This window comes from Polynucleobacter wuianus, from assembly GCF_001659725.1.
Classification (GTDB): Bacteria; Pseudomonadota; Gammaproteobacteria; order Burkholderiales; family Burkholderiaceae; genus Polynucleobacter; species Polynucleobacter wuianus.
Window position 1 is genome coordinate 1068183 of record NZ_CP015922.1, and the last position, 18733, is coordinate 1086915.

The 18733-nt window shown below is 45.0% G+C and carries 21 protein-coding genes and 2 tRNA genes; 11 read left to right on the forward strand and 12 right to left on the reverse strand.

Features of this window, described 5'->3' with window-relative positions:
• The first annotated feature begins 2 nt into the window (after positions 1-2).
• On the forward strand, positions 3-929 hold the full coding sequence (thiE, locus tag A8O14_RS05585; RefSeq protein ID WP_068948609.1) for a thiamine phosphate synthase: 927 nt from the start codon (positions 3-5) through the stop codon (positions 927-929).
• A 16-nt stretch (positions 930-945) separates the two neighbouring features.
• Here thiE and thiD read toward each other — a convergent pair whose 3' ends face one another.
• Positions 946-1830, reverse strand: a complete 885-nt coding sequence (gene thiD / locus A8O14_RS05590; RefSeq protein ID WP_068948610.1) for a bifunctional hydroxymethylpyrimidine kinase/phosphomethylpyrimidine kinase — start codon at positions 1828-1830, stop codon at positions 946-948.
• A 21-nt stretch (positions 1831-1851) separates the two neighbouring features.
• Here thiD and A8O14_RS05595 point away from each other — a divergent pair.
• A tRNA-Asn gene (locus A8O14_RS05595) sits at positions 1852-1927 on the forward strand.
• Positions 1928-2053: 126 nt separating this feature from the next.
• Positions 2054-3082, forward strand: a complete 1029-nt coding sequence (locus A8O14_RS05600; RefSeq protein ID WP_068948611.1) for a Bug family tripartite tricarboxylate transporter substrate binding protein — start codon at positions 2054-2056, stop codon at positions 3080-3082.
• A 79-nt stretch (positions 3083-3161) separates the two neighbouring features.
• On the opposite strand, the gene A8O14_RS05605 is transcribed toward A8O14_RS05600, so the two are convergent.
• Positions 3162-4805 carry a thiamine pyrophosphate-binding protein gene (locus A8O14_RS05605; protein ID WP_255531335.1) on the reverse strand — a complete coding sequence of 548 codons (1644 nt, stop codon included), beginning with the start codon at positions 4803-4805 and terminating at the stop codon, positions 3162-3164.
• A 203-nt stretch (positions 4806-5008) separates the two neighbouring features.
• Between A8O14_RS05605 and A8O14_RS05610 the strand changes: the two genes are divergently transcribed.
• From A8O14_RS05610 to A8O14_RS05630, 5 genes are all read left to right on the forward strand, one after another.
• Entirely contained in the window at positions 5009-5878 is an 870-nt protein-coding gene (locus A8O14_RS05610) for a fumarylacetoacetate hydrolase family protein (RefSeq protein WP_068948613.1), read from the forward strand.
• Between the two features lie 97 nt (positions 5879-5975).
• Complete coding sequence (locus A8O14_RS05615; protein WP_068948614.1) at positions 5976-7295, forward strand: peptidase U32 family protein; 1320 nt, start codon at positions 5976-5978, stop codon at positions 7293-7295.
• A 15-nt stretch (positions 7296-7310) separates the two neighbouring features.
• Positions 7311-7838: a hypothetical protein gene (locus A8O14_RS05620; RefSeq protein ID WP_068948615.1), complete on the forward strand. Its 528-nt coding sequence runs from the start codon at positions 7311-7313 to the stop codon at positions 7836-7838.
• Positions 7822-8757, forward strand: a complete 936-nt coding sequence (locus tag A8O14_RS05625; protein WP_228385117.1) for a transporter — start codon at positions 7822-7824, stop codon at positions 8755-8757. The genes A8O14_RS05620 and A8O14_RS05625 overlap by 17 nt, the downstream gene beginning before the upstream one ends.
• A 67-nt stretch (positions 8758-8824) precedes the next feature.
• Positions 8825-10573 (forward strand): IlvD/Edd family dehydratase, encoded by a 1749-nt coding sequence (locus A8O14_RS05630; protein WP_068948616.1) that lies wholly within the window; start codon positions 8825-8827, stop codon positions 10571-10573.
• A gap of 30 nt (positions 10574-10603) precedes the next feature.
• Here A8O14_RS05630 and A8O14_RS05635 read toward each other — a convergent pair whose 3' ends face one another.
• The gene (locus A8O14_RS05635) at positions 10604-12274 is read right to left on the reverse strand and encodes an AMP-binding protein (protein WP_068948617.1); all 1671 of its coding nucleotides are present in this window, start codon (positions 12272-12274) and stop codon (positions 10604-10606) included.
• An 18-nt stretch (positions 12275-12292) separates the two neighbouring features.
• Positions 12293-12859: a 5'-methylthioadenosine/S-adenosylhomocysteine nucleosidase family protein gene (locus A8O14_RS05640; RefSeq protein ID WP_068948618.1), complete on the reverse strand. Its 567-nt coding sequence runs from the start codon at positions 12857-12859 to the stop codon at positions 12293-12295.
• 2 nt (positions 12860-12861) lie between these two features.
• On the opposite strand from A8O14_RS05640, the gene A8O14_RS05645 reads away from it, so the two are divergent.
• Positions 12862-13380, forward strand: coding sequence for an adenine phosphoribosyltransferase (locus A8O14_RS05645; RefSeq protein ID WP_068948619.1), 519 nt, complete (start codon positions 12862-12864; stop codon positions 13378-13380).
• 14 nt (positions 13381-13394) lie between these two features.
• Here A8O14_RS05645 and A8O14_RS05650 read toward each other — a convergent pair whose 3' ends face one another.
• Genes A8O14_RS05650 through A8O14_RS05665 form a run of 4 tightly spaced genes read right to left on the reverse strand, consistent with a single transcriptional unit; the run spans position 13395 to position 14887 of the window.
• The gene (locus A8O14_RS05650) at positions 13395-13676 is read right to left on the reverse strand and encodes a YqjK family protein (protein WP_068948620.1); all 282 of its coding nucleotides are present in this window, start codon (positions 13674-13676) and stop codon (positions 13395-13397) included.
• 5 nt (positions 13677-13681) lie between these two features.
• On the reverse strand, positions 13682-14050 hold the full coding sequence (locus A8O14_RS05655; protein WP_068948621.1) for a phage holin family protein: 369 nt from the start codon (positions 14048-14050) through the stop codon (positions 13682-13684).
• Positions 14051-14056: 6 nt separating this feature from the next.
• Complete coding sequence (locus tag A8O14_RS05660; protein ID WP_068948622.1) at positions 14057-14398, reverse strand: DUF883 family protein; 342 nt, start codon at positions 14396-14398, stop codon at positions 14057-14059.
• 27 nt (positions 14399-14425) lie between these two features.
• Positions 14426-14887 (reverse strand): Smr/MutS family protein, encoded by a 462-nt coding sequence (locus tag A8O14_RS05665; protein ID WP_068948623.1) that lies wholly within the window; start codon positions 14885-14887, stop codon positions 14426-14428.
• A gap of 45 nt (positions 14888-14932) precedes the next feature.
• Here A8O14_RS05665 and A8O14_RS11700 point away from each other — a divergent pair, with 45 nt between their 5' ends.
• On the forward strand, positions 14933-15121 hold the full coding sequence (locus A8O14_RS11700; RefSeq protein ID WP_145915332.1) for a hypothetical protein: 189 nt from the start codon (positions 14933-14935) through the stop codon (positions 15119-15121).
• 75 nt (positions 15122-15196) lie between these two features.
• Here A8O14_RS11700 and A8O14_RS05670 read toward each other — a convergent pair whose 3' ends face one another.
• On the reverse strand, positions 15197-15493 hold the full coding sequence (locus A8O14_RS05670) for a hypothetical protein (RefSeq protein ID WP_068948624.1): 297 nt from the start codon (positions 15491-15493) through the stop codon (positions 15197-15199).
• A gap of 359 nt (positions 15494-15852) precedes the next feature.
• Between A8O14_RS05670 and A8O14_RS05680 the strand changes: the two genes are divergently transcribed.
• Positions 15853-16389 (forward strand): hypothetical protein, encoded by a 537-nt coding sequence (locus A8O14_RS05680; protein WP_068948626.1) that lies wholly within the window; start codon positions 15853-15855, stop codon positions 16387-16389.
• Between the two features lie 93 nt (positions 16390-16482).
• Here the strand turns inward: A8O14_RS05680 and A8O14_RS05685 are convergent, their stop codons facing one another.
• The 3 genes from A8O14_RS05685 to A8O14_RS05695 form a co-directional block, all read right to left on the reverse strand.
• The gene (locus A8O14_RS05685) at positions 16483-17055 is read right to left on the reverse strand and encodes a phasin family protein (RefSeq protein WP_068948627.1); all 573 of its coding nucleotides are present in this window, start codon (positions 17053-17055) and stop codon (positions 16483-16485) included.
• Positions 17056-17256: 201 nt separating this feature from the next.
• Positions 17257-17351, reverse strand: a tRNA-Ser gene (locus A8O14_RS05690).
• An 87-nt stretch (positions 17352-17438) separates the two neighbouring features.
• Positions 17439-18689 carry an aspartate kinase gene (locus tag A8O14_RS05695; RefSeq protein WP_068948628.1) on the reverse strand — a complete coding sequence of 417 codons (1251 nt, stop codon included), beginning with the start codon at positions 18687-18689 and terminating at the stop codon, positions 17439-17441.
• Positions 18690-18733: the final 44 nt, after the last annotated feature.

Below are 18733 nucleotides of genomic sequence, written 5' to 3' on the forward strand. Positions count from 1 at the left end.
AGATGAGTCTCATACGCGACCTTGCCGATCAAATTATTCAGGCTCATCGTAGCAACGATCTTTGCATTCCGATTCCCGCATTTTCAATAAACTCACCACCGCCACGAATTGATAATGAAGCAGCTGCCGATCATTACGAACTTGCTGGTGCTCTCGCTGCAATTGAGATGGGCTTTATTGAGTCCGATGCCAAAGTATTAGGCAAGGCTTGGTCTCGCATGACCTTGCACGATGGGGGCTTTGATCCGTTTAAATGGCCCAGCAGACCAGAGCAATTTGATTTACTGCCCTGGACTCGCAATATGAACCCCAATGCATTTAAGGAATGTCCAAAGCGTCTGGGACTCTATGGTGTCATGCCAGATGCCGACTGGGTAAAGCGCATGGTTGATGCAGAAATCCCTACTGTGCAATTACGCTTTAAGTCTGAAGATCGATACAAAATTAGAAGGCAAATTAAAGAGTCTGTGAAAGCGGTTGAGAGTAGCAAGACCCTGCTCTTTATTAATGACTACTGGGAAGAAGCAATTGACGCAGAAGCTTATGGGGTTCATCTGGGTCAAGAAGATTTAGAAACTGCTGATCTGGAGAAAATTCGGGGGGCAGGATTAAGACTCGGCTTAAGCACTCATGGCTATTCAGAGCTTGTGATTGCGGATCGTTTTTGCCCTAGCTATATTGCAATGGGTGCTATCTTTCCAACCAATCTCAAGAAAATGCCCACTGCCCCACAAGGACTTGGTAGGCTTTATCAATACGCTAAATTAATGAGTCACTATCCATTAGTAGCGATTGGCGGAATCGACCAAGACAGTATTCATGCGGTATCTAAGAGTGGCGTAGGCTCGGTTGCGGTAGTAAGAGCCATTACCCAAGCTAAGGACCCTAAGGCTGCGGTGAAGCACTTACAGGAATTAATGCAAGCTTGAGCTTCGCTTAAAGTAATTAGTTTTTCTCTTTCTCGTCTAACAAAGCCGTTGGGTAGAAATCATGCATATGCCACAGGGGCCCTGGGCCCTCTCCAATACTGAGAAAGCGCCCAGCTTCTAGTCCAGCTTCTACATAGGCAATTGCTTTAGCAACCGAGTGAGGTAAATCATGACCATCCGCTAGGTAAGTTGCAATCGCAGAAGCAAGCGAACAGCCTGTACCGTGGGTATTGGCAGTATTAACACGATAATGTTTGAACTCTTTCGATTGAACGACCTCAAGACTATCTTCAATCGTTCGCCACATTAAGTAATCAGTAAGTTGAGTATGTGTTGCGTCAAGATGACCACCTTTAATTAAAACTGCTTGTGGGCCCATATCCAGTAATTCTTGCGCTGCCAATTTGAAATCATCTGGGGCAGCAATATCTCGGCCCAATAACAAAGATGCCTCATCTAGGTTAGGTGTAATGAGCGTTGCTATTGGAAATAAATCAGCGATCATCGCTTGAGCAGTATCGTCACCACCCAAACTGGCGCCAGAAGTAGCGCGTAATACAGGATCTAAAACTATTCGCTTGATGCCATATTTGCGCAATGTTTTGGCAACTGTGCGAACGATTTCTGGACTGGCCAACATGCCGATCTTGACGATATCAGCACCTATATCCAATAAAACTGCATCGATTTGAGCCTCGACAACATCGAGATCAATATCCTGAATGCGTGTGACTCCGAGGGTATTTTGAGCAGTAATTGCCGTGATCACAGACATCCCATACCCACCAAGAGCGGTGATGACCTTAATGTCAGCCTGAACCCCTGCCCCGCCACCACTGTCTGAGCCAGCAATGGTGAGTACTTTGGGGATCTGTACGGATGTCGGAAGTAGTGAACGCATCTTGCTATAATATCGGCTTATTCCTCGATAGCTCAGTCGGTAGAGCGCCGGACTGTTAATCCGTAGGTCCCTGGTTCGAGCCCAGGTCGAGGAGCCAAATATGTGAAGGGTCCAGAGAAATCTGGGCCCTTTTTCATTTATAGTCCCTCAATTTGCTCTGTTATGCTTAAATTAAGACATTAGAAATCATCATCAGAATGATTCCAATAAATAGGAGATAGCAATGATTTACAGCAGTCTTTTTAGTGTGTTTGGGCGAACAGTACAACTATTCTCTGTACTTGCTGTATTGCTGGGGGGCACTCAAACCTCTTTCGCACAATCTGATTACCCAAATAAGCCAATCCGGTTTGTAGTGCCTTTTCCTGCAGGTGGCGCTACCGACAATATTGCTAGACCTTTACAAAATGAACTTCTCAATACCGTGAAGTGGAACGTGGTTATTGATAACAAACCGGGTGCTGGCGGCAATATCGGCGCTGAGGTTGTTGCCAAATCATCGCCCGATGGTTACACCTGGTTAATGGCATCTGTTGGCACGCACGGCATTAACTTACCGCTCTACACTCAAGGTGGTGGAAAGATGCCGTTTGATCCGATCAAGGATTTCACGCCCATTACTTTGGTTGCTGAATTACCAAACGTCTTGGTTCTGAATCCAGAATTTGCTTCTAAAAATAATATCAACAGCGTGAATGATTTGATTGCTTATGCCAGAGCCAACCCAGGTAAAGTCAATATGGCATCCAGTGGTAATGGCACTTCAATCCATATGGCCGGTGAGCTCTTTAAGTCAATGACTAAAACCTATATGGTTCACTTGCCATATAAAGGCAGCCCTCCTGCAGTGACTGATTTGATGGCTGGTAACGTAGACATCATGTTTGACAATCTGCCCTCTTCAATTAATTACATTCGTGCTGGACGTCTAAAAGCATTGGCAGTAACAAGTGCTAAACGCTCACCTGCCTTTCCAGATTTACCCACCATTGCTGAAGCTGCCAATTTGCCAGGCTATGAAGCAACCTCATGGTTTGGCGTTGTTGGTCCTGCAAATATGCCTGCCGATATTCTGATGAAAGATAGCACTACATTGATGGCTGCAATTAATAGCCCATCAGTCAGAGAAAAGTATCTAGCAATGGGTGCGCAACCCGTTGGCAATACACCAGCACAGTTCGCAACCTTCATTAAAAATGAAATTGCGAAATGGACTAAGGTTGTAAAAGACTCTGGGGCAAAAGTAGATTAACCCTCTAATTTGCCAAACAAAAAGAGGAGCCCAGCTCCTCTTTTTTATTGCCCTTTTGCTTTACTGTTTAGCTTATGTTCTATTTGCCCAACTGGGAAAGCAGCTTACTTGGTGATATAACCTCTTGATCGAGCACAATTTCAATTAATGCTCCCTTTTTGCTTGCAAGTGCCTTAGCAAAGATAGGCGCAAACTCTTCTGTCTTGGTAATCCGATAGCCGGGCATCCCAAAGCTATCTGCAAACTTTACAAAGTCAGGGTTCGTTAAACCAGTCGCAATCACGCGGGACTTAAATTCTCTCTCTTGATGCATACGGATTGTTCCGAGCATACTGTTGTTAACAATAAAGACAATCGGGAAGGCATCATAGCGCGCTGCAGTTGCTAGCTCCTGACAGTTCATCATAAAATCGCCATCGCCGCAAACTGCAATAGCCACTTTTTCAGGGCTAACAATCTTTGCAGCAATAGCTGCAGGCAAACCGTAACCCATAGAGCCATTGGCTGGAGCCAATTGAGTTTTATAGGGGCCATAAGGATAAAAACGGTGCAACCAAGTTGCAAAGTTACCTGCTCCATTTGTGAGAATGGAATCACGAGGGATAGATTTTGGTAATGAGCTCATAATCTGGGCCAATTGCATGTCGCCCGGAACGGTCATCGGGCTTGCAAATGCCAAATACTCTGCATGAGCTGCCTTCATTGCCTCCGAATCATGACCCTTAGCCATCCTCACTGACTTCAATGCCGCACAGAAATTTTCTGGACTGCAATTGAGCGCAAAATCTGGACGATAAACGCGGCCCAACTCTTCGGGACCAGAAAGTACATGAATTAAGGTCGCTCTCGTCTGTGGAACAGACAAGATGCTGTAGCCAGCCGTGGTCATTTCTCCTAGGCGCTCACCAATCACAAGAACAACGTCCGCTTCTTGAATACGTTTTACTAGGGCTGGATTGGCACCGATTCCTAAATCACCCGCAAATGCTGGATCAAGGTTATCCATGATGTCTTGAGAGCGAAAACTCGTGGCAATAGGTACACCTTCGCTATTTGCCCATGCTCTTAAATCTTCACAAGCTGATTGATTCCAGTTACCGCCACCGGCAATCACTATCGGTTTTTTTGCTGTTACAAAAGCTTGCATTGCTTGAGCAAAAGCATTCGTATCTAAACCCGGTTGCACAATATGTGCAGGCTTGACTGGGTTTTCTTGTCCAGACATATACAGAACGTCTTCGGGCAACGCCAAAACTACGGGACCTTTACGGCCTGCCTGTGCCACATGAAATGCATGGGAAACAAATTCATCAATGCGGTCTACACGATCAATGCTCCCTACCCACTTTGCGCATTCGGAATACATGCGGCGATAGTCAATTTCTTGAAACGCTTCGCGCTCCACCATATCAGTGCCAACTTGACCTACCAATAACACCATTGGAGTTGAATCTTGATAAGCGGTGTGCATACCAATCATCGCATTGGATGCGCCCGGTCCACGGGTAACCATCACTACACCTGACTGACCTGTTAATTTAGCGTAGGCCTCTGCCATATACGCAGCACCACCTTCTTGCCGACAGGTAATAAAACGAAAGTTGGAGTGATCCACCAAACCATTTAATAGAGGCAAGAAACTTTCGCCAGGAACGCCAAAGGCAGTATCTACTCCCTGCCTGACAAGTGCGTTTGCCAGAATTTGGCCACCGTTAAGCATCATGCTTGGCGTCTCCATCGTTTTCTTATGCCTTTTTATTTATGGTGTTCTTTGATAGTGCTTGCTAGAAAGTTATCACACTTTAATCACTCGGGGGCAATCCTAGGGCCTGTTTAGGCAACCTGCGAGCACTATTAACTGACATATACTGATGGGACTAACAAGAACTAAACCAATCCAATTGGTAATGAATCGGAGATACAGACATGCGCTTATTTGGTTTTAAGGGCTCCAATGGTTATGAGAGTGTTGGAGCACTTTCAAAAGGTAATGCAGACAGCTATATCGATTTATGTGCTACTGACCCCCTTCTCCCCAAAAACTTACAAGACATGATTCATTCAAAAGAAATCATGGATCGCGCAGCGGCAGCGCTAGCTAATGTCAATGCAGTAGGTGGAAAGCTCAGCGCCATAACTTTTAAAGTACCTATCGAAAGACCAGGGAAAATTGTCTGTATGGGCCTGAACTATGCCGACCATGCAAAAGAAGGTGGTAACGCACGGCCCGAGTACCCGAGTTTTTTCATGCGCGGCCCTAGCTCAATGACCGCACATCTTTCTCCTATCCTGCGCCCCAAAGTTTCAGACAAACTGGATTACGAGGCGGAGTTAGCTTTTGTTGTTGGTAAAAAAGTGCGGCACCTCACTTTAGACAATGCATTAGATTGCATTGCTGGTTACAGTATTTTTAATGACGGTAGTATTCGCGACTACCAGCGCAAGACAACTCAGTGGACGATTGGTAAAAATTTTGATCAGACCGGCGCATTTGGTCCTTGGCTAGTGACGCCTGATGAGCTTCCAAGCGCTTGCCATGGACTTAATATTCAATCGCGTTTAAATGGTCAAATCATGCAAAACGCTAACACCAAAGATTTTCTCTGGGGTGTTGCAGAAACCATTGTGTTGATTTCTGAATGCATGACTTTAGAACCAGGCGATGTAGTGATCACGGGAACCCCTGCAGGTGTTGGCTACGCTAGAACACCCCCTGTCTTTATGAAACCTGGTGATATCTGCGAAATTGAGATTGAATCCATTGGCATTCTGCGTAACAGCATCGCTGACGAATAGATAATTTGCCTTGTCCCCCTTAAATTGGGTATTTTGGACCTAGTTTAGGGTGATTGATCTGTAAGCAAATCGGCTAAGCAGGCATTAAAATAGCCTCATGATGAAAACGCCAGAACTCCTAGCCCCTGCGGGCAGTCTTCAAATGCTCGAAACCGCTTTTGATTTTGGAGCGGATGCCATTTATGCCGGACAACCTCGCTACTCCTTGCGAGTTCGTAATAATGATTTCGGCAAAATAGAAGTTCTCAAACAAGGTATCGATACCGCACATGATTTAGGCAAGAAGTTTTATCTTGTTTCTAACTTATTACCGCACGGCGGCAAGACGCGTACTTACATTCGAGATATGTCACCCGTTGTAGCACTGAAACCCGATGCACTAATCATGTCTGACCCAGGCCTAATCATGATGGCGCGAGAAGCATGGCCAGATATGCCAATTCATTTGTCAGTTCAAGCCAATACAGTTAACGGGGCTTCTGCTAAATTTTGGCGCTCCGTAGGTATCAGTCGCGTCATTTTGTCTCGTGAACTGTCTTTTGATGAGATTGAAGAGGTTCGCCAAGATTGTCCAGAGATGGAACTTGAAGTATTTGTCCATGGTGCGCTGTGTATCGCCTATTCAGGTCGCTGCCTACTGTCGGGTTACATGTCTCATCGCGATTCAAATCAAGGGGCTTGCACGAACGCCTGCCGCTGGGATTACAAAGTAAAACCTGGTCAGCAAAACCAAAGTGGTGATGTGGTTCTACTCCAGGAAGCCAGAAGGCCGGATGAATTAATGCCGATGGAAGAAGATGAGCATGGTACCTACATCATGAACTCAAAAGATTTGCGTGCCGTTGAGCATATTGAAAGACTAAGCAAAATGGGTGTGGATTCTTTCAAGATTGAGGGCCGCACTAAATCCCCTTATTACGTTTCACGTACCGTCCAAGCTTATCGCTCAGCTATTGATGATGCTGTTGCTGGCCGACCCTTTGATACAAGCCTGCTCGGCAATCTTGAGGGTTTAGCAAACCGTGGTTATACCGACGGATTTTATGAACGCCATCATGACAAGGACTATCAACTCTACATGCGAGGTTACTCACTCTCAGGCAGAAGCCTGTATGTAGGTGAAACCTTGGATGTTGATCAAGCTAGCGGTCGTGTAAAAGTGGATGTCAAGAACCGTTTCTCCGTTGGCGATAAGCTCGAAGTAATTGAACCTCACGGCAATCAGGATGTCGTACTGGATGCAATGTGGAATATGGCTGGTGAGCCTATCACTGTTGCCCCTGGATCAGGACATTTTGTTTGGATCAAGATATCGCTCAAAGGCAAAAAAGCCTACATCGCTCGCTATACACATGAGCCTGCACCCGTTGAAACTTCTTCCGCTTGCTCCAGCGGCGAATCTTGTTGCAACGCTTAAATATTTAATTCTTATATGACCAATACCTCGACTACGTCTCCAATAAAACATAGCTTTAAGGAAGGATTAATAGAGGAGGCCAAAAAGGCATTTGCCCTAACGGTTTATTTTGGAACCTGGTTTTGCTCCTTAACTTTTCTGGCTTTGACCTCTCTTGATGAGCGACCTATTCCATTGGCTCCATTTGGGATGTCCTTAATTAAAGCAGCATTATGTGCAAAATTTATGCTGATCGCTCAAGCGGTATTTCCAATTAAGGTCGACAAGAACAATGGGATTATCAAATCTCTTTTTATTGAATCAATGCTGTACTTAATTATTGTTCTCATGCTGAACTATCTAGAGGCTGGTATCGATGGGCTTATTCATGGAAAAGAGTTTTTAATCTCCATGACTGCATTTGGCCAAAATAATCCGCTGCGTGTTTTTGCAATGGCAATGGTTTATTGGTTAATTGTTTGGCCCTACTTAGTGTTCATTGGTATGAAACTCAAGCTTGGGTCAAACGCTACTGTAGCCATTCTATTTGGCTCCAAATCCTAACTTGATCCTGTATTACAAACTAACCAGCAAGACCAAACTCCCTGCCGGTCGCTTTCTAAGCCTGCTATTTGGGGCTTTGCTAGCATTCGCCTCCATCAGTTCATATGCTCAAGAGATCGAGGCACGCGCCTATTCCAATGCACCGATTGGCATGAGCTTTGTCACTGGTGGAATTGCACAAGCTAAGAGTGGTTCTTACACTCTGAATACTCAAGCACTTAGCCTCACACATGTGATTGATGTTGCAGGTCAATCTGGCAGACTCACCTTGGTTGTGCCTTATTCAGAGCTCACAGGTACTGGTCGGGTTGGCGGACAAACCATTAACGCCTCTGCCGAAGGTTTATCCGATCCGATGATCAAAGCTTCTGTCAATCTCTATGGCGCTCCCGCTCTAACAAATAGTGAGTTCCAGAACTACCAACAAGACCTCATTATTGGGGCGAGCATTGCTGCGACCATCCCATGGGGCGAGTACAACAACAATCAAATGATTAATGTTGGCGCCAATCGCTCTTTGATTCAGCCAGCCATGGGATTTTCTCAAGCCGTCGGCCCATGGAGACTAGAACTTGCTGGCATGGCAACGATTTACACCAGTAATACCAGTTATTTGGGTAGTAATACCCTTTCACAGAATCCAATCTACTCTGGCGAAACCCATGTAATTTATTACTTCCCCAATACCGCATGGATTTCAGCTGATGCAACATACTATACGGGCGGGCAAACCTATATCAACGGTAATCCAGTCAATGGCGTTCAAGAAAACTGGCGCTTTGGTAGCACCCTTTCCTATCCAATTAATAAACAGAACTCCATTCGCCTCAGTGGTAGCAAAGGGGTCTATTCGCGCACGGATACAAGCTATAACGCAGTTGGGATATCTTGGCAGTATCGCTGGGGTGGCACACCCTAGGTGAGGCATGGCTAGGATGGCTACAATAATCAAAACAGCCTTTTAATCATCATTATTCGAGACAACAATGAGCTCTAAGCCTAAAGATAATAAAACCCCACCTGAGACCGGTTTACGAAAAGGTTTAACAAGTTATGGTGATAAAGGCTTCTCGCTCTTTTTGCGCAAGGCATTTATCAAAGGTGCCGGCTACACAAATAGTGCTTTGGATAGACCAGTGATTGGCATTATCAATACTGGTAGCGCCTATAACCCTTGTCACGGAAATATGCCCCAACTATTAGAGGCTGTTAAACGTGGTGTGATGTTGGCTGGCGGCCTTTCCATGGAGTTCCCCACAATTTCCATTCATGAGAGTTTTGCCGCCCCAACCAGTATGTATTTGCGCAATCTCATGTCTATGGATACTGAAGAGATGCTACGTGCACAACCAATGGATGCCGTAGTGATGATTGGCGGTTGCGATAAGACTGTTCCCGCTCAAATGATGGGCGCAGCATCTGCTGGTCTGCCAGCGATTCAATTGATTACAGGGTCCATGCTGACTGGCTCTCATCGCAGCGAACGGGTTGGTGCGTGCACAGACTGTCGTCGCTACTGGGGCAAGTTCCGTGCCGGCGAGATTGATGAAACAGAAAAAGATGAAGTGAATGACCAGTTGGTTGCTAGCGTAGGTACCTGCTCAGTCATGGGTACTGCTAGCACGATGGCTTGCATCTCTGAAGCGCTGGGAATGACTGTGCCGGGTGGAGCAACACCGCCTGCAGTCACAGCAGATCGTATCCGGGTTGCTGAAGAAACGGGTGCATGCGCAGTGCAGATGGCAAAAGAGGGGTTAACCATCGACAAAATACTCACTGCCGATGCATTCGAGAATGCCATGCGTGTCTTACTTGCAATTGGCGGATCAACCAACGGTATTGTTCACCTAGCTGCCATTGCTGGACGCATGGGTCTAGAGATAGATTTAGATGCGCTCGACAAAATGGGTAATGAGACTCCGGTCTTGGTCGACTTAAAGCCTTCAGGCGATCATTACATGGAAAACTTTCATGATGCTGGTGGTATGACGACACTTTTAAGAGAGCTCAAGCCACTTTTAAAGCTAAACACTATGACGGTTACCGGTAGAACACTTGGCGAAGAGATTGATGCAGGACCTCCAAGCTTTAAACAAGATGTCGTTCGTAAAATTGATAATCCAATTTATCCACGCGGCAGTATTGCAGTACTTCATGGCAATCTTGCTCCTGGCGGCGCCATCATCAAGCAGTCCGCTGCTAATGAAAAACTAATGGAGCACGAGGGTCGTGCTGTTGTCTTTGAAAACTCAGAAGACTTAGCAAACCGAATTGATAGTCCAGACTTAGATGTCTCGGCAGATGACATCATCGTCCTTAAAAATATTGGACCTAAAGGTGCACCAGGAATGCCAGAGGCTGGATATATTCCAATACCGATGAAGCTAGCGCGTGCTGGCGTAAAGGATATCGTACGTATCTCTGATGGTCGAATGAGTGGCACTGCTTTTGGAACCATTGTGTTGCACGTGACCCCTGAATCCGCTATCGGTGGCCCTTTGGCTTATGTGCGCAACGGCGATCGCATTCGACTCAGCGTTCAAAACCGCGAGATCAGCCTGCTAATATCGGATGAAGAGTTAGCAAAGCGTGCAAATGAGAATCCCATTACCCCGCCTACAGCCGAACGAGGTTATAAAAAGCTTTTCCTCGATACGGTTACCCAAGCAGATAAGGGCGTGGACTTTGACTTCTTGAGGGCCGCTAAGATGGTGGGCAAGACACCTAGCAAGTAATCATGTATCTAGTATTAGACAGCAGAGAACTCAAATATTTCGGAGTTCACGGCGCAGGATCTTACCAACATTGGACTTAGGAAGCTCGTGAATAAAGACGACTTTTCTAGGTCGCTTATAACTAGTGAGATGCTCTTTGCAGTATTGCAAAATGTCGGACTCAGTGATGTGGTGATTTGATTTGACAACATAAGCCTTCACTATCTCACCCAACTTGCGGTGTGGAACGCCAATGACTGCGCACTCTTTAATTCCCTGCATTTGAGATAAAACATCCTCCACATCATTTGGGAATACCTTAAAGCCAGCCACCACAATCATGTCTTTTTTACGATCTACGATTTGGATATGTCCTTCTGGAGTAATGAGACCTATATCTCCAGATTTGAAGTACCCGTCTTTAGTCATGCAGTGCGAAGTTTCTTCAGGTTTATTCCAGTAGCCTGCCATGACTTGGGGGCCCTTAATACAAATCTCACCAGGAGTGCCTTGTAAAAGCTCTACTTCATCATCATCCAAAATCACGACATCAGTGCTCGGCATGGGCATGCCGATATGCCCTGTGAAATGGCGCTCTAGAGGGCTGTTGACGCAAACCACCGGTGAAGTTTCAGAGAGGCCATAGCCTTGAGCTATCGGGCAGCCAGTCAGTGCCTGCCAATGATCGGCAGTTTTCTTATGCACTGCCATGCCACCACCAATCGTGACTAATAAATTGGGAAGCTTGACCCGTTTAAATTCAGGACGGTGTATCAATGCATGAAAGAGTGTATTGACACCTGGGAAGATATTAATCTGAGGATGCTTCATTAATGACTTAATGAAGCCATCGATATCTCGTGGGTTTGCAACCAATACCAATAAACCGCCCTTAGCAATTCCCAAAAGTGCGCATGCTGTTAAGGCAAAGATATGCGTCATGGGTAAGGCGCATAAGAAATTCAGCTGCTGATCAGGTTTGTGTTTTAAACCTGGGTTTAACCAGGCTTCAATCTGAATTACATTTGAGAGAATATTGCGATGGAGCAAAACTGCCCCTTTGGATGTACCAGTTGTGCCGCCGGTGTATTGCAAAAAGGCAATATCATCTAACCCAATTACTGGCTTATGAAAAACATGTTGACTCCCTATCTCAAGCGTCTCTTTAAATTGAATATGCTGCAGATCCCAAGCAGGAATCATCTTTTTAATATTACGCGCCACCCAATTAACAATGGAGCCCTTAATACCCAATAACTCACCAGGACTACTAATAATGACCTGCTTTAGTGGAGTTTGTTCTGCAATCTGCTGATAGGTATTGGCAAAGTTTTCCATCATGATCAAGACACTGGAACCACTGTCGTGTAGTTGAGCTTCGAGCTCACGTGGGGTATAGAGCGGATTGATATTGACAACCACATAGCCTGCTCGCAAGGTACCCAACATCGCGATGATGTATTCAATGACGTTTGGGTACATTAGCGCTACACGAGCACCCTTTTCTAAACCCAAAGTGTGTAAATAAGAAGCGAAGTCTCTTGAAAGTCGATCGATCTGCCTGTAGGTGAAAAACTTGCTCATCGACTCTACTGCTTTGCGATTACCGAAGCGCTCAAAACATTCCTCTAAAAATTCAGTGAGAGAGGCATAAGAAGGCTCTCCAATCTCAGAGGGGACCCCATCAGGATAATTCTTTAGCCAAGGTTTTGAGTTACTCATACTCTTTATGATTCAGCACTAGCTCAATAACTGCTTGAGTCGATCGATAAATAAATCTTGGCCTTGATTGACTTTATCCTGCCAATCATTTGCCGAGTTTTCGTTAGCATCATCGGTAATATATTTGAGTGCTTGCCAGGGAATATCATGCTGGTGGGCTGTGGCGGCAATAGCAAATAACTCCATATCCACCACATCAACCCCTTGAGACTGAAGCCAAGGATCATGTGAGGTAACAAAGCTATCGCCGGTACCACAAACGTATTTCCCAAAAGAGAGATATTGAGAAGGCTTATTACAAAAAGGCGTTTGCCCACGAGGAGCCAAAGGCTCGGTATTCATATCACGCTGAATGACCTTCGCAATATCTAATAAGCCATGGAGTTGAGAATTGACTTTGCCAGCGGTACCAAAATTAATAATGTGCTGCGGAGCATATTGATGAATCGCTTTGATACTCGCAATCGTGGCGTTGATCTTGCCAATGCCGGAATAGACTATATCCACGCCCAATGGAAGTGCCGAGCGCTTGAGCTCGCTCTCTAATGCGGTAATAATGAGGTAATTCGTTTTCATGTCTGCCATATATGAATTTGTTAGATTATCTACCCGGTGTGCCCGACTTTCCGAAACCCGGAATTCTATTTAGAGACATCTCCCCTTTACTGGCGAATCCTGCTGCTTTTAAAGAGGCCATTACAAAACTTCATGATTTAGCCCAATCATTTGACTATACCCACATTCTAGGAGTTGAATCTCGTGGCTTTATCTTTGGCTCCGCCCTTGCTCTACATGCTAACAAAGGCTTAATCATTGCCAGAAAACCCAATAAGCTTCCCCTAGCATCCCATCGAGAATTCTACGGATTGGAGTATGGCAAAGACTCCTTGGAGATTCAGCAGTCAACAATCCCAAAAGAGGCTCGGGTGTTATTAATGGACGATGTATTGGCAACGGGTGGAACGCTGATTGCTGCTGATAAGCTACTCCGAAATGCTGGATTTACTGTATGCGGCGCCATTACGCTTCTTGAGATTGGTGCACTCAATGGCAGCACCATTCTCAAAGAAAATGGGATATCCAATAAAACAGTACTAGTGAGTTAGTAAGCTGTCATTATCTAGACTAACTTCTTGGCGCCTTTTAGTAACTTCATAGCGCCCCAACCTACTGCCAATACTTTGCTTGCTAATTTCGGCTTGTAATGCGCTAAAGCTGCAAAGGCACTAGTCCATAGCAGCGGATTGTCCCTTAAAAAATGGAAGGCATCAATACCTTTGTCAGCCCAGGAGAGCGGTTTTTCCCAGGGCTCAAAGTGCTCAGAAAAGACTCTGCGCTCACGTGCGGATTTCTCTTGAAGCTCTTGACGGCGAGCCTGTAAGGCCTTTAATGATTCACTCATAAGGCTTAACGCGATAACTCTTTCGCATCTTTTGCTAGCTCAGCGATAGAAGCTTCAAATAATTTTGGCATCGTTCGCAAAGATTGCTTAATCATAATCGTCAATACCAAACCAATCGAGATGAAGCCTGCAGTGAGCAAGCTCAAGGCCAACAAGCGATCAGATTCCCAACTGTAAATTACGATTAATAAAGCAAGCATCACAAGACCAAAAAATAAGAAGAACAATGCACTCACAATCATGACTAATAGGCTGATAAATTTGCTTCGAGCAATTTGAACATCAACTGATAAAAGTTCTAAGCGCGTTTGAGCAATTGATGCGCCAGTAGCTGCAAGATTTTTAATCGAGGATAGTAAATTTTCTTGGGACATATGAAATTAGCGACGACGAATAAAAAGACCAATCAATAAGCCTAAACCTGCAGCAACACCAACGGCCTCCCAAGGATTGCGGTGTACAAAATCATCTGCACCCTCAGCAACCACTTTAGCCTTTTCCGTCAAGGTGCCCTCTAGGTTAGAGAGACTCTCTTTGGCGCCAGTCATTGTTTCCAGTGCTTTAATGCGGATAGCGTTAATGGTTTCACTGGGATGATCCTCTGTGGCCTTAATCAAGGCTTCGGCATCGGCCATTAGCGATTTAAATTCACCAATTAGCTGGTCAGCACTTGATGATAGTGCGTCTTGCGTTAAGACGTGTTCTGATTTTTTTGTGGTCATGACTGATTTCCTAAGGACACTTCTATTCTAAGCACTTCTGCGGTCTGAACCCAACAATAAAACGGTCATTCCGGCATTACCAGCCTTGAAGTGCTTCAGATACTGTTTTAAGCCTGGTCGTTGCTTTAGTAATGCCTGACATGCCCCGCTACCATACGGAACCTGCTCTCCGAAAAAATACTCCTCTACGCGATCTGCATAATGATTGTTTTCCAGCGCATCATGAATAGCCCATTTGATGCGTCCACCCTCACCTGAGGATCCATAGCCATGTATCAAGATAATTGCCTTGATGCCAAGCTCACTAGCCATCCGCAGATATTCGGTGAGCTGTTCTAGCGCCTCCTCAACCGTGGGTAGACCCCGTTTGATATTGATCTCTATGGTATCAACAAATGCTTCTGGAAGCGCTTCACTTGCACAATGCTGGCAAGGCCCCATCAAGCCCCTAGGGTTTCCGCACTCTGCGCACTCAAAAGCCTGGGGCATTCAAAATACCTACTATAAATAAACAATAATAAAATGGTGATAGCAATGCATTCATCCATTATGAAGGCTTTAGTATGCGCCCTCGCCTTAAGTTCGCTCAATGCCCTAGCCCATAAGTCCAATGATAATAATCGTCTACCAATGGGCCATTTATCGAGGGCTGGTGCAATCCCAGAAGAGAGTGAACTTCAAAAGAAAGCTATTAAAGCGTTTTTATCTAAGCTCAAAAATTAATCGGCCTATTATTAAAGGGTAGCTACCCACACCCCGCATTCAAGCGGGGTTTTTATTTGCTGCCCTATCAATTAGTTAAGAGCAGTATTTCACTTCTAGAGCACCTGCATCAGTGGACTTATCATCCACCATCAGGTTGAGCTTCTTATGCGCTACATCTCTATTCTCTTGAGTCTTAAGGTGACGATCAATCAAATTTGCGACATCCTTACGAATCGAAGTGTTGCCATATTGCAATCCCTTTAAGGTAGATACTGCTTCAGCAGAAATCTTGCACTGCTGCGATACCAAGGCAGATGAGTCTGATGATGTATTCGCGTACGCAAATGCTGCGACGGAAATAGTTACAGCAGCTAATAGAGTCTTTTTCATCTTAGTTCCTTATTTTGTGACCACACGTTGGGCAACAGCCCATATCTTTTGCCTTCGTTTTTCTGAGAGCGGCATAAACGCTGGATTCTGAAATCTCCATCTTTCTAGCAGCCTGAGCTGCGCTCAGGCCCTTGCCTATCCACTCCAAGGCTTGATGTGTTTTCGGTATCTGTCTTTTCATTTCCCCTCCCAGAAACTTCACTATATCACAACTTCAGTAATTGTGAAGTTGTGAAGTATAGTATTTTTACTATGACAAACCCTAGGTTTGGGCAGCAATTCATCGATACGTGAAAATACGAGGGAAATACCCACTTGGGGCGGACGATAGTATGATTTGGTGATCTAAGGAGCCAAATATGTACCGTTTTGCATTATTACTAGCTGTCAGTCTTGGGCTTGTCGCCTGCGCAAACAATGATAAAAAGATCAGCTCATGGGAAGTAAACGATGTTTACCAATCAACGATCGCCACCCCCAATAGCTCTGGTGGCAAATCTTATATTGGTCCATCAATCAATACGACGGATGAATCCAATACTTACGAGATGTTTAATCTTCGTAGCGAACAATCTGCTAATGGTGCGAAAACCTATGAACTCCAGATACACCTAACCTATTACACGCAAATGCGTAACTACGATTCCGCAAGCCTACTCAATGGTCCAGTGACTTCTTTTAAAGTGATTTCGAGAGAAGCCGGTCTATGCGAATCAAGAGGCTGCATGTTTAAAGAGCTTTTATCCGTGAAGTTAAGCGATGAGTTTCTGAAGCAGAATATGAAAGAAGGTTTTCAGTTAACCGTCTCTTCCAAAGCTGGTGTTAGCACTGTTGTCTATATACCGCCTCAGTACATTAAGGGCTACCTCAAAGCGGTTGATGGGACAGCGTATTAAGCCCCATAGACCAATATTTATAGGGTTCAAGCTAATTCGATGAAAACAAAAAACCGCCCGAAGGCGGTTTTTTCATTAACGCATTAAAACTAGTTAAGCAGCTTTACGGCTTTTAGCAGCTGGTTTAGCTACAGCGTATTGGCCTTGAATGTTAGCCAATGCAGCGTCAACGCTTTTCTCAAAGTTTGCAAATGCATCAGTTGCAGTTGCGCGTACTTGGTCAAATTGTTGGAGTGAAGTTTCGAATGCAGTTTTGAATGCAGAAACAAATGCCTCAGTACCAGCAGGAGCTGTTTTAGTAGCTTCCTTAACAAACTTAACTAAGTCATCACGTGCGTCATCAATAGAAGCGTCAACAACTTGAGCAACTTCTTTGTTACCGTTACGTACAACTTTGCTAACTTTAGCTTGGTAAGCAGCAGCATACTTAGCAGCTTCTTGAGCAGCTTCAGGCTGTGCTAATTTAGACAATTGCTGTGGATCCTTGATGGTCAACAACTGTGAGCTAGCATCTTGTGCAGCAGCCAATGCATCTTTAGCAGCAGCTTGGTTGATTTCTGCCAATTCTTGAGCACTTTCAACAGCAACTTGTGCCAAATGTTTAGCATTCTCAACAGCTTTAGCTTGAGCTTGAGCGATTTGATCGTTTAATTGATTCTGGAACATGATTAATCCTTTATTTAGTAAATGGTTACATTATTTGTTGCAATGCACCATTGTAAGAAATATTTTGCTGTATTGCAACAATTATTTATTGCATAGCAACATAAACCATATAATTTATGTGGTTTTTTTGTCATTTAAGGGTATTGTAGGCAACAAAAAACCCAGCAACTCATTGAATTTACTGGGTTTATTTGAAAGTACTGGCGGAGACGAGAGGATTCGAACCTCCGATCAGAGTTTTAGCCCCGATGCTCCCTTAGCAGGGGAGTGCCTTCGACCAGCTCGGCCACGTCTCCGTACTTTTTACTGCCTTTTTACTGCAAATACGCCTCACAGTTTAACGGATAACCGTTTCTGAAGGGGTTTAATGCCTTTTGCCTTAATTACTTTTGATCGAGCTCAAATGCCTTATGCAAGGCACGTACAGCCAATTCCATGTATTTCTCATCAATCACTACTGAAATTTTGATTTCACTGGTAGAGATCATGAGGATATTGATGCCCTCTTCTGACAATGTGCGGAACATTTTGCTGGCGATACCAACATGCGAACGCATACCAACACCAACCACTGAAACTTTCGATACCTTAGGGTCACCTGAGATTTCTTTTGCTTCAATGTGCGCCTGCACTGTGTTCTTCAAAATATCTAAAGCCTTTTGATAGTCAGCGCGTGGTACTGTGAAAGTGAAGTCAGTCTTACCTTCGACAGATTGATTTTGAATAATGATATCTACATCAATGTTGGCATCAGCAATCGGGCCGAGAATTTGATAGGCAATACCTGGACGATCAGGAACTCCTAGAACGGTAATTTTTGCTTCATCACGCGCAAAGGCGATGCCGGAAATAACTGCGGCTTCCATAGTGGTGTCCTCTTCAAATGTAATCAAGGTGCCCGACTTCATCTCTTGGTCTAAGGGCATCAATGGATCTGTCAACGATGACAGAACACGGGTTTTAACTTTGTACTTACCTGCAAACTCAACCGAGCGAATCTGCAATACCTTAGAGCCTAGGCTGGCCATCTCTAGCATCTCTTCAAAGGTAATCTTGTCTAAGCGACGGGCATCTTCACATACACGTGGATCAGTTGTGTATACGCCATCAACGTCGGTGTAAATCAAACACTCATCCGCTTTTAATGCAGCAGCCATCGCTACAGCAGAAGTATCTGAACCGCCGCGACCAAGAGTCGTGATATTGCCGTTTGGATCCACACCCTGAAATCCAGTAACCACTACCGCGCGACCGGCATTCAGATCATTCAGAATCTTTTTGTCATCGATACTCTTAATGCGCGCTTTAGTGAATGCAGAATCGGTATGTACAGTTACCTGCCAACCGGCGTAGCTCACTGCATCTATGCCTTCACGCATCAATGCTAAGGCAAGCAAACCAGAGCTGACCTGCTCGCCAGTAGAAGCGATCTGATCTAACTCCCGTGGATTTGCTTCGGGATTGATTTCTTTTGCCAAACCAAGCAAGCGATTAGTTTCGCCTGACATGGCTGAAGGCACTACGACCACCTGGTGGCCAGCACGCATCCATTTAGCAACGCGTTTAGCGACGTTCGCAATACGCTCTACTGAGCCCATTGAGGTGCCGCCATATTTATGAACGATAAGAGCCATAAAAACCGTCTATTTAACTATCCGTAAGCGGGATTAACTTACCC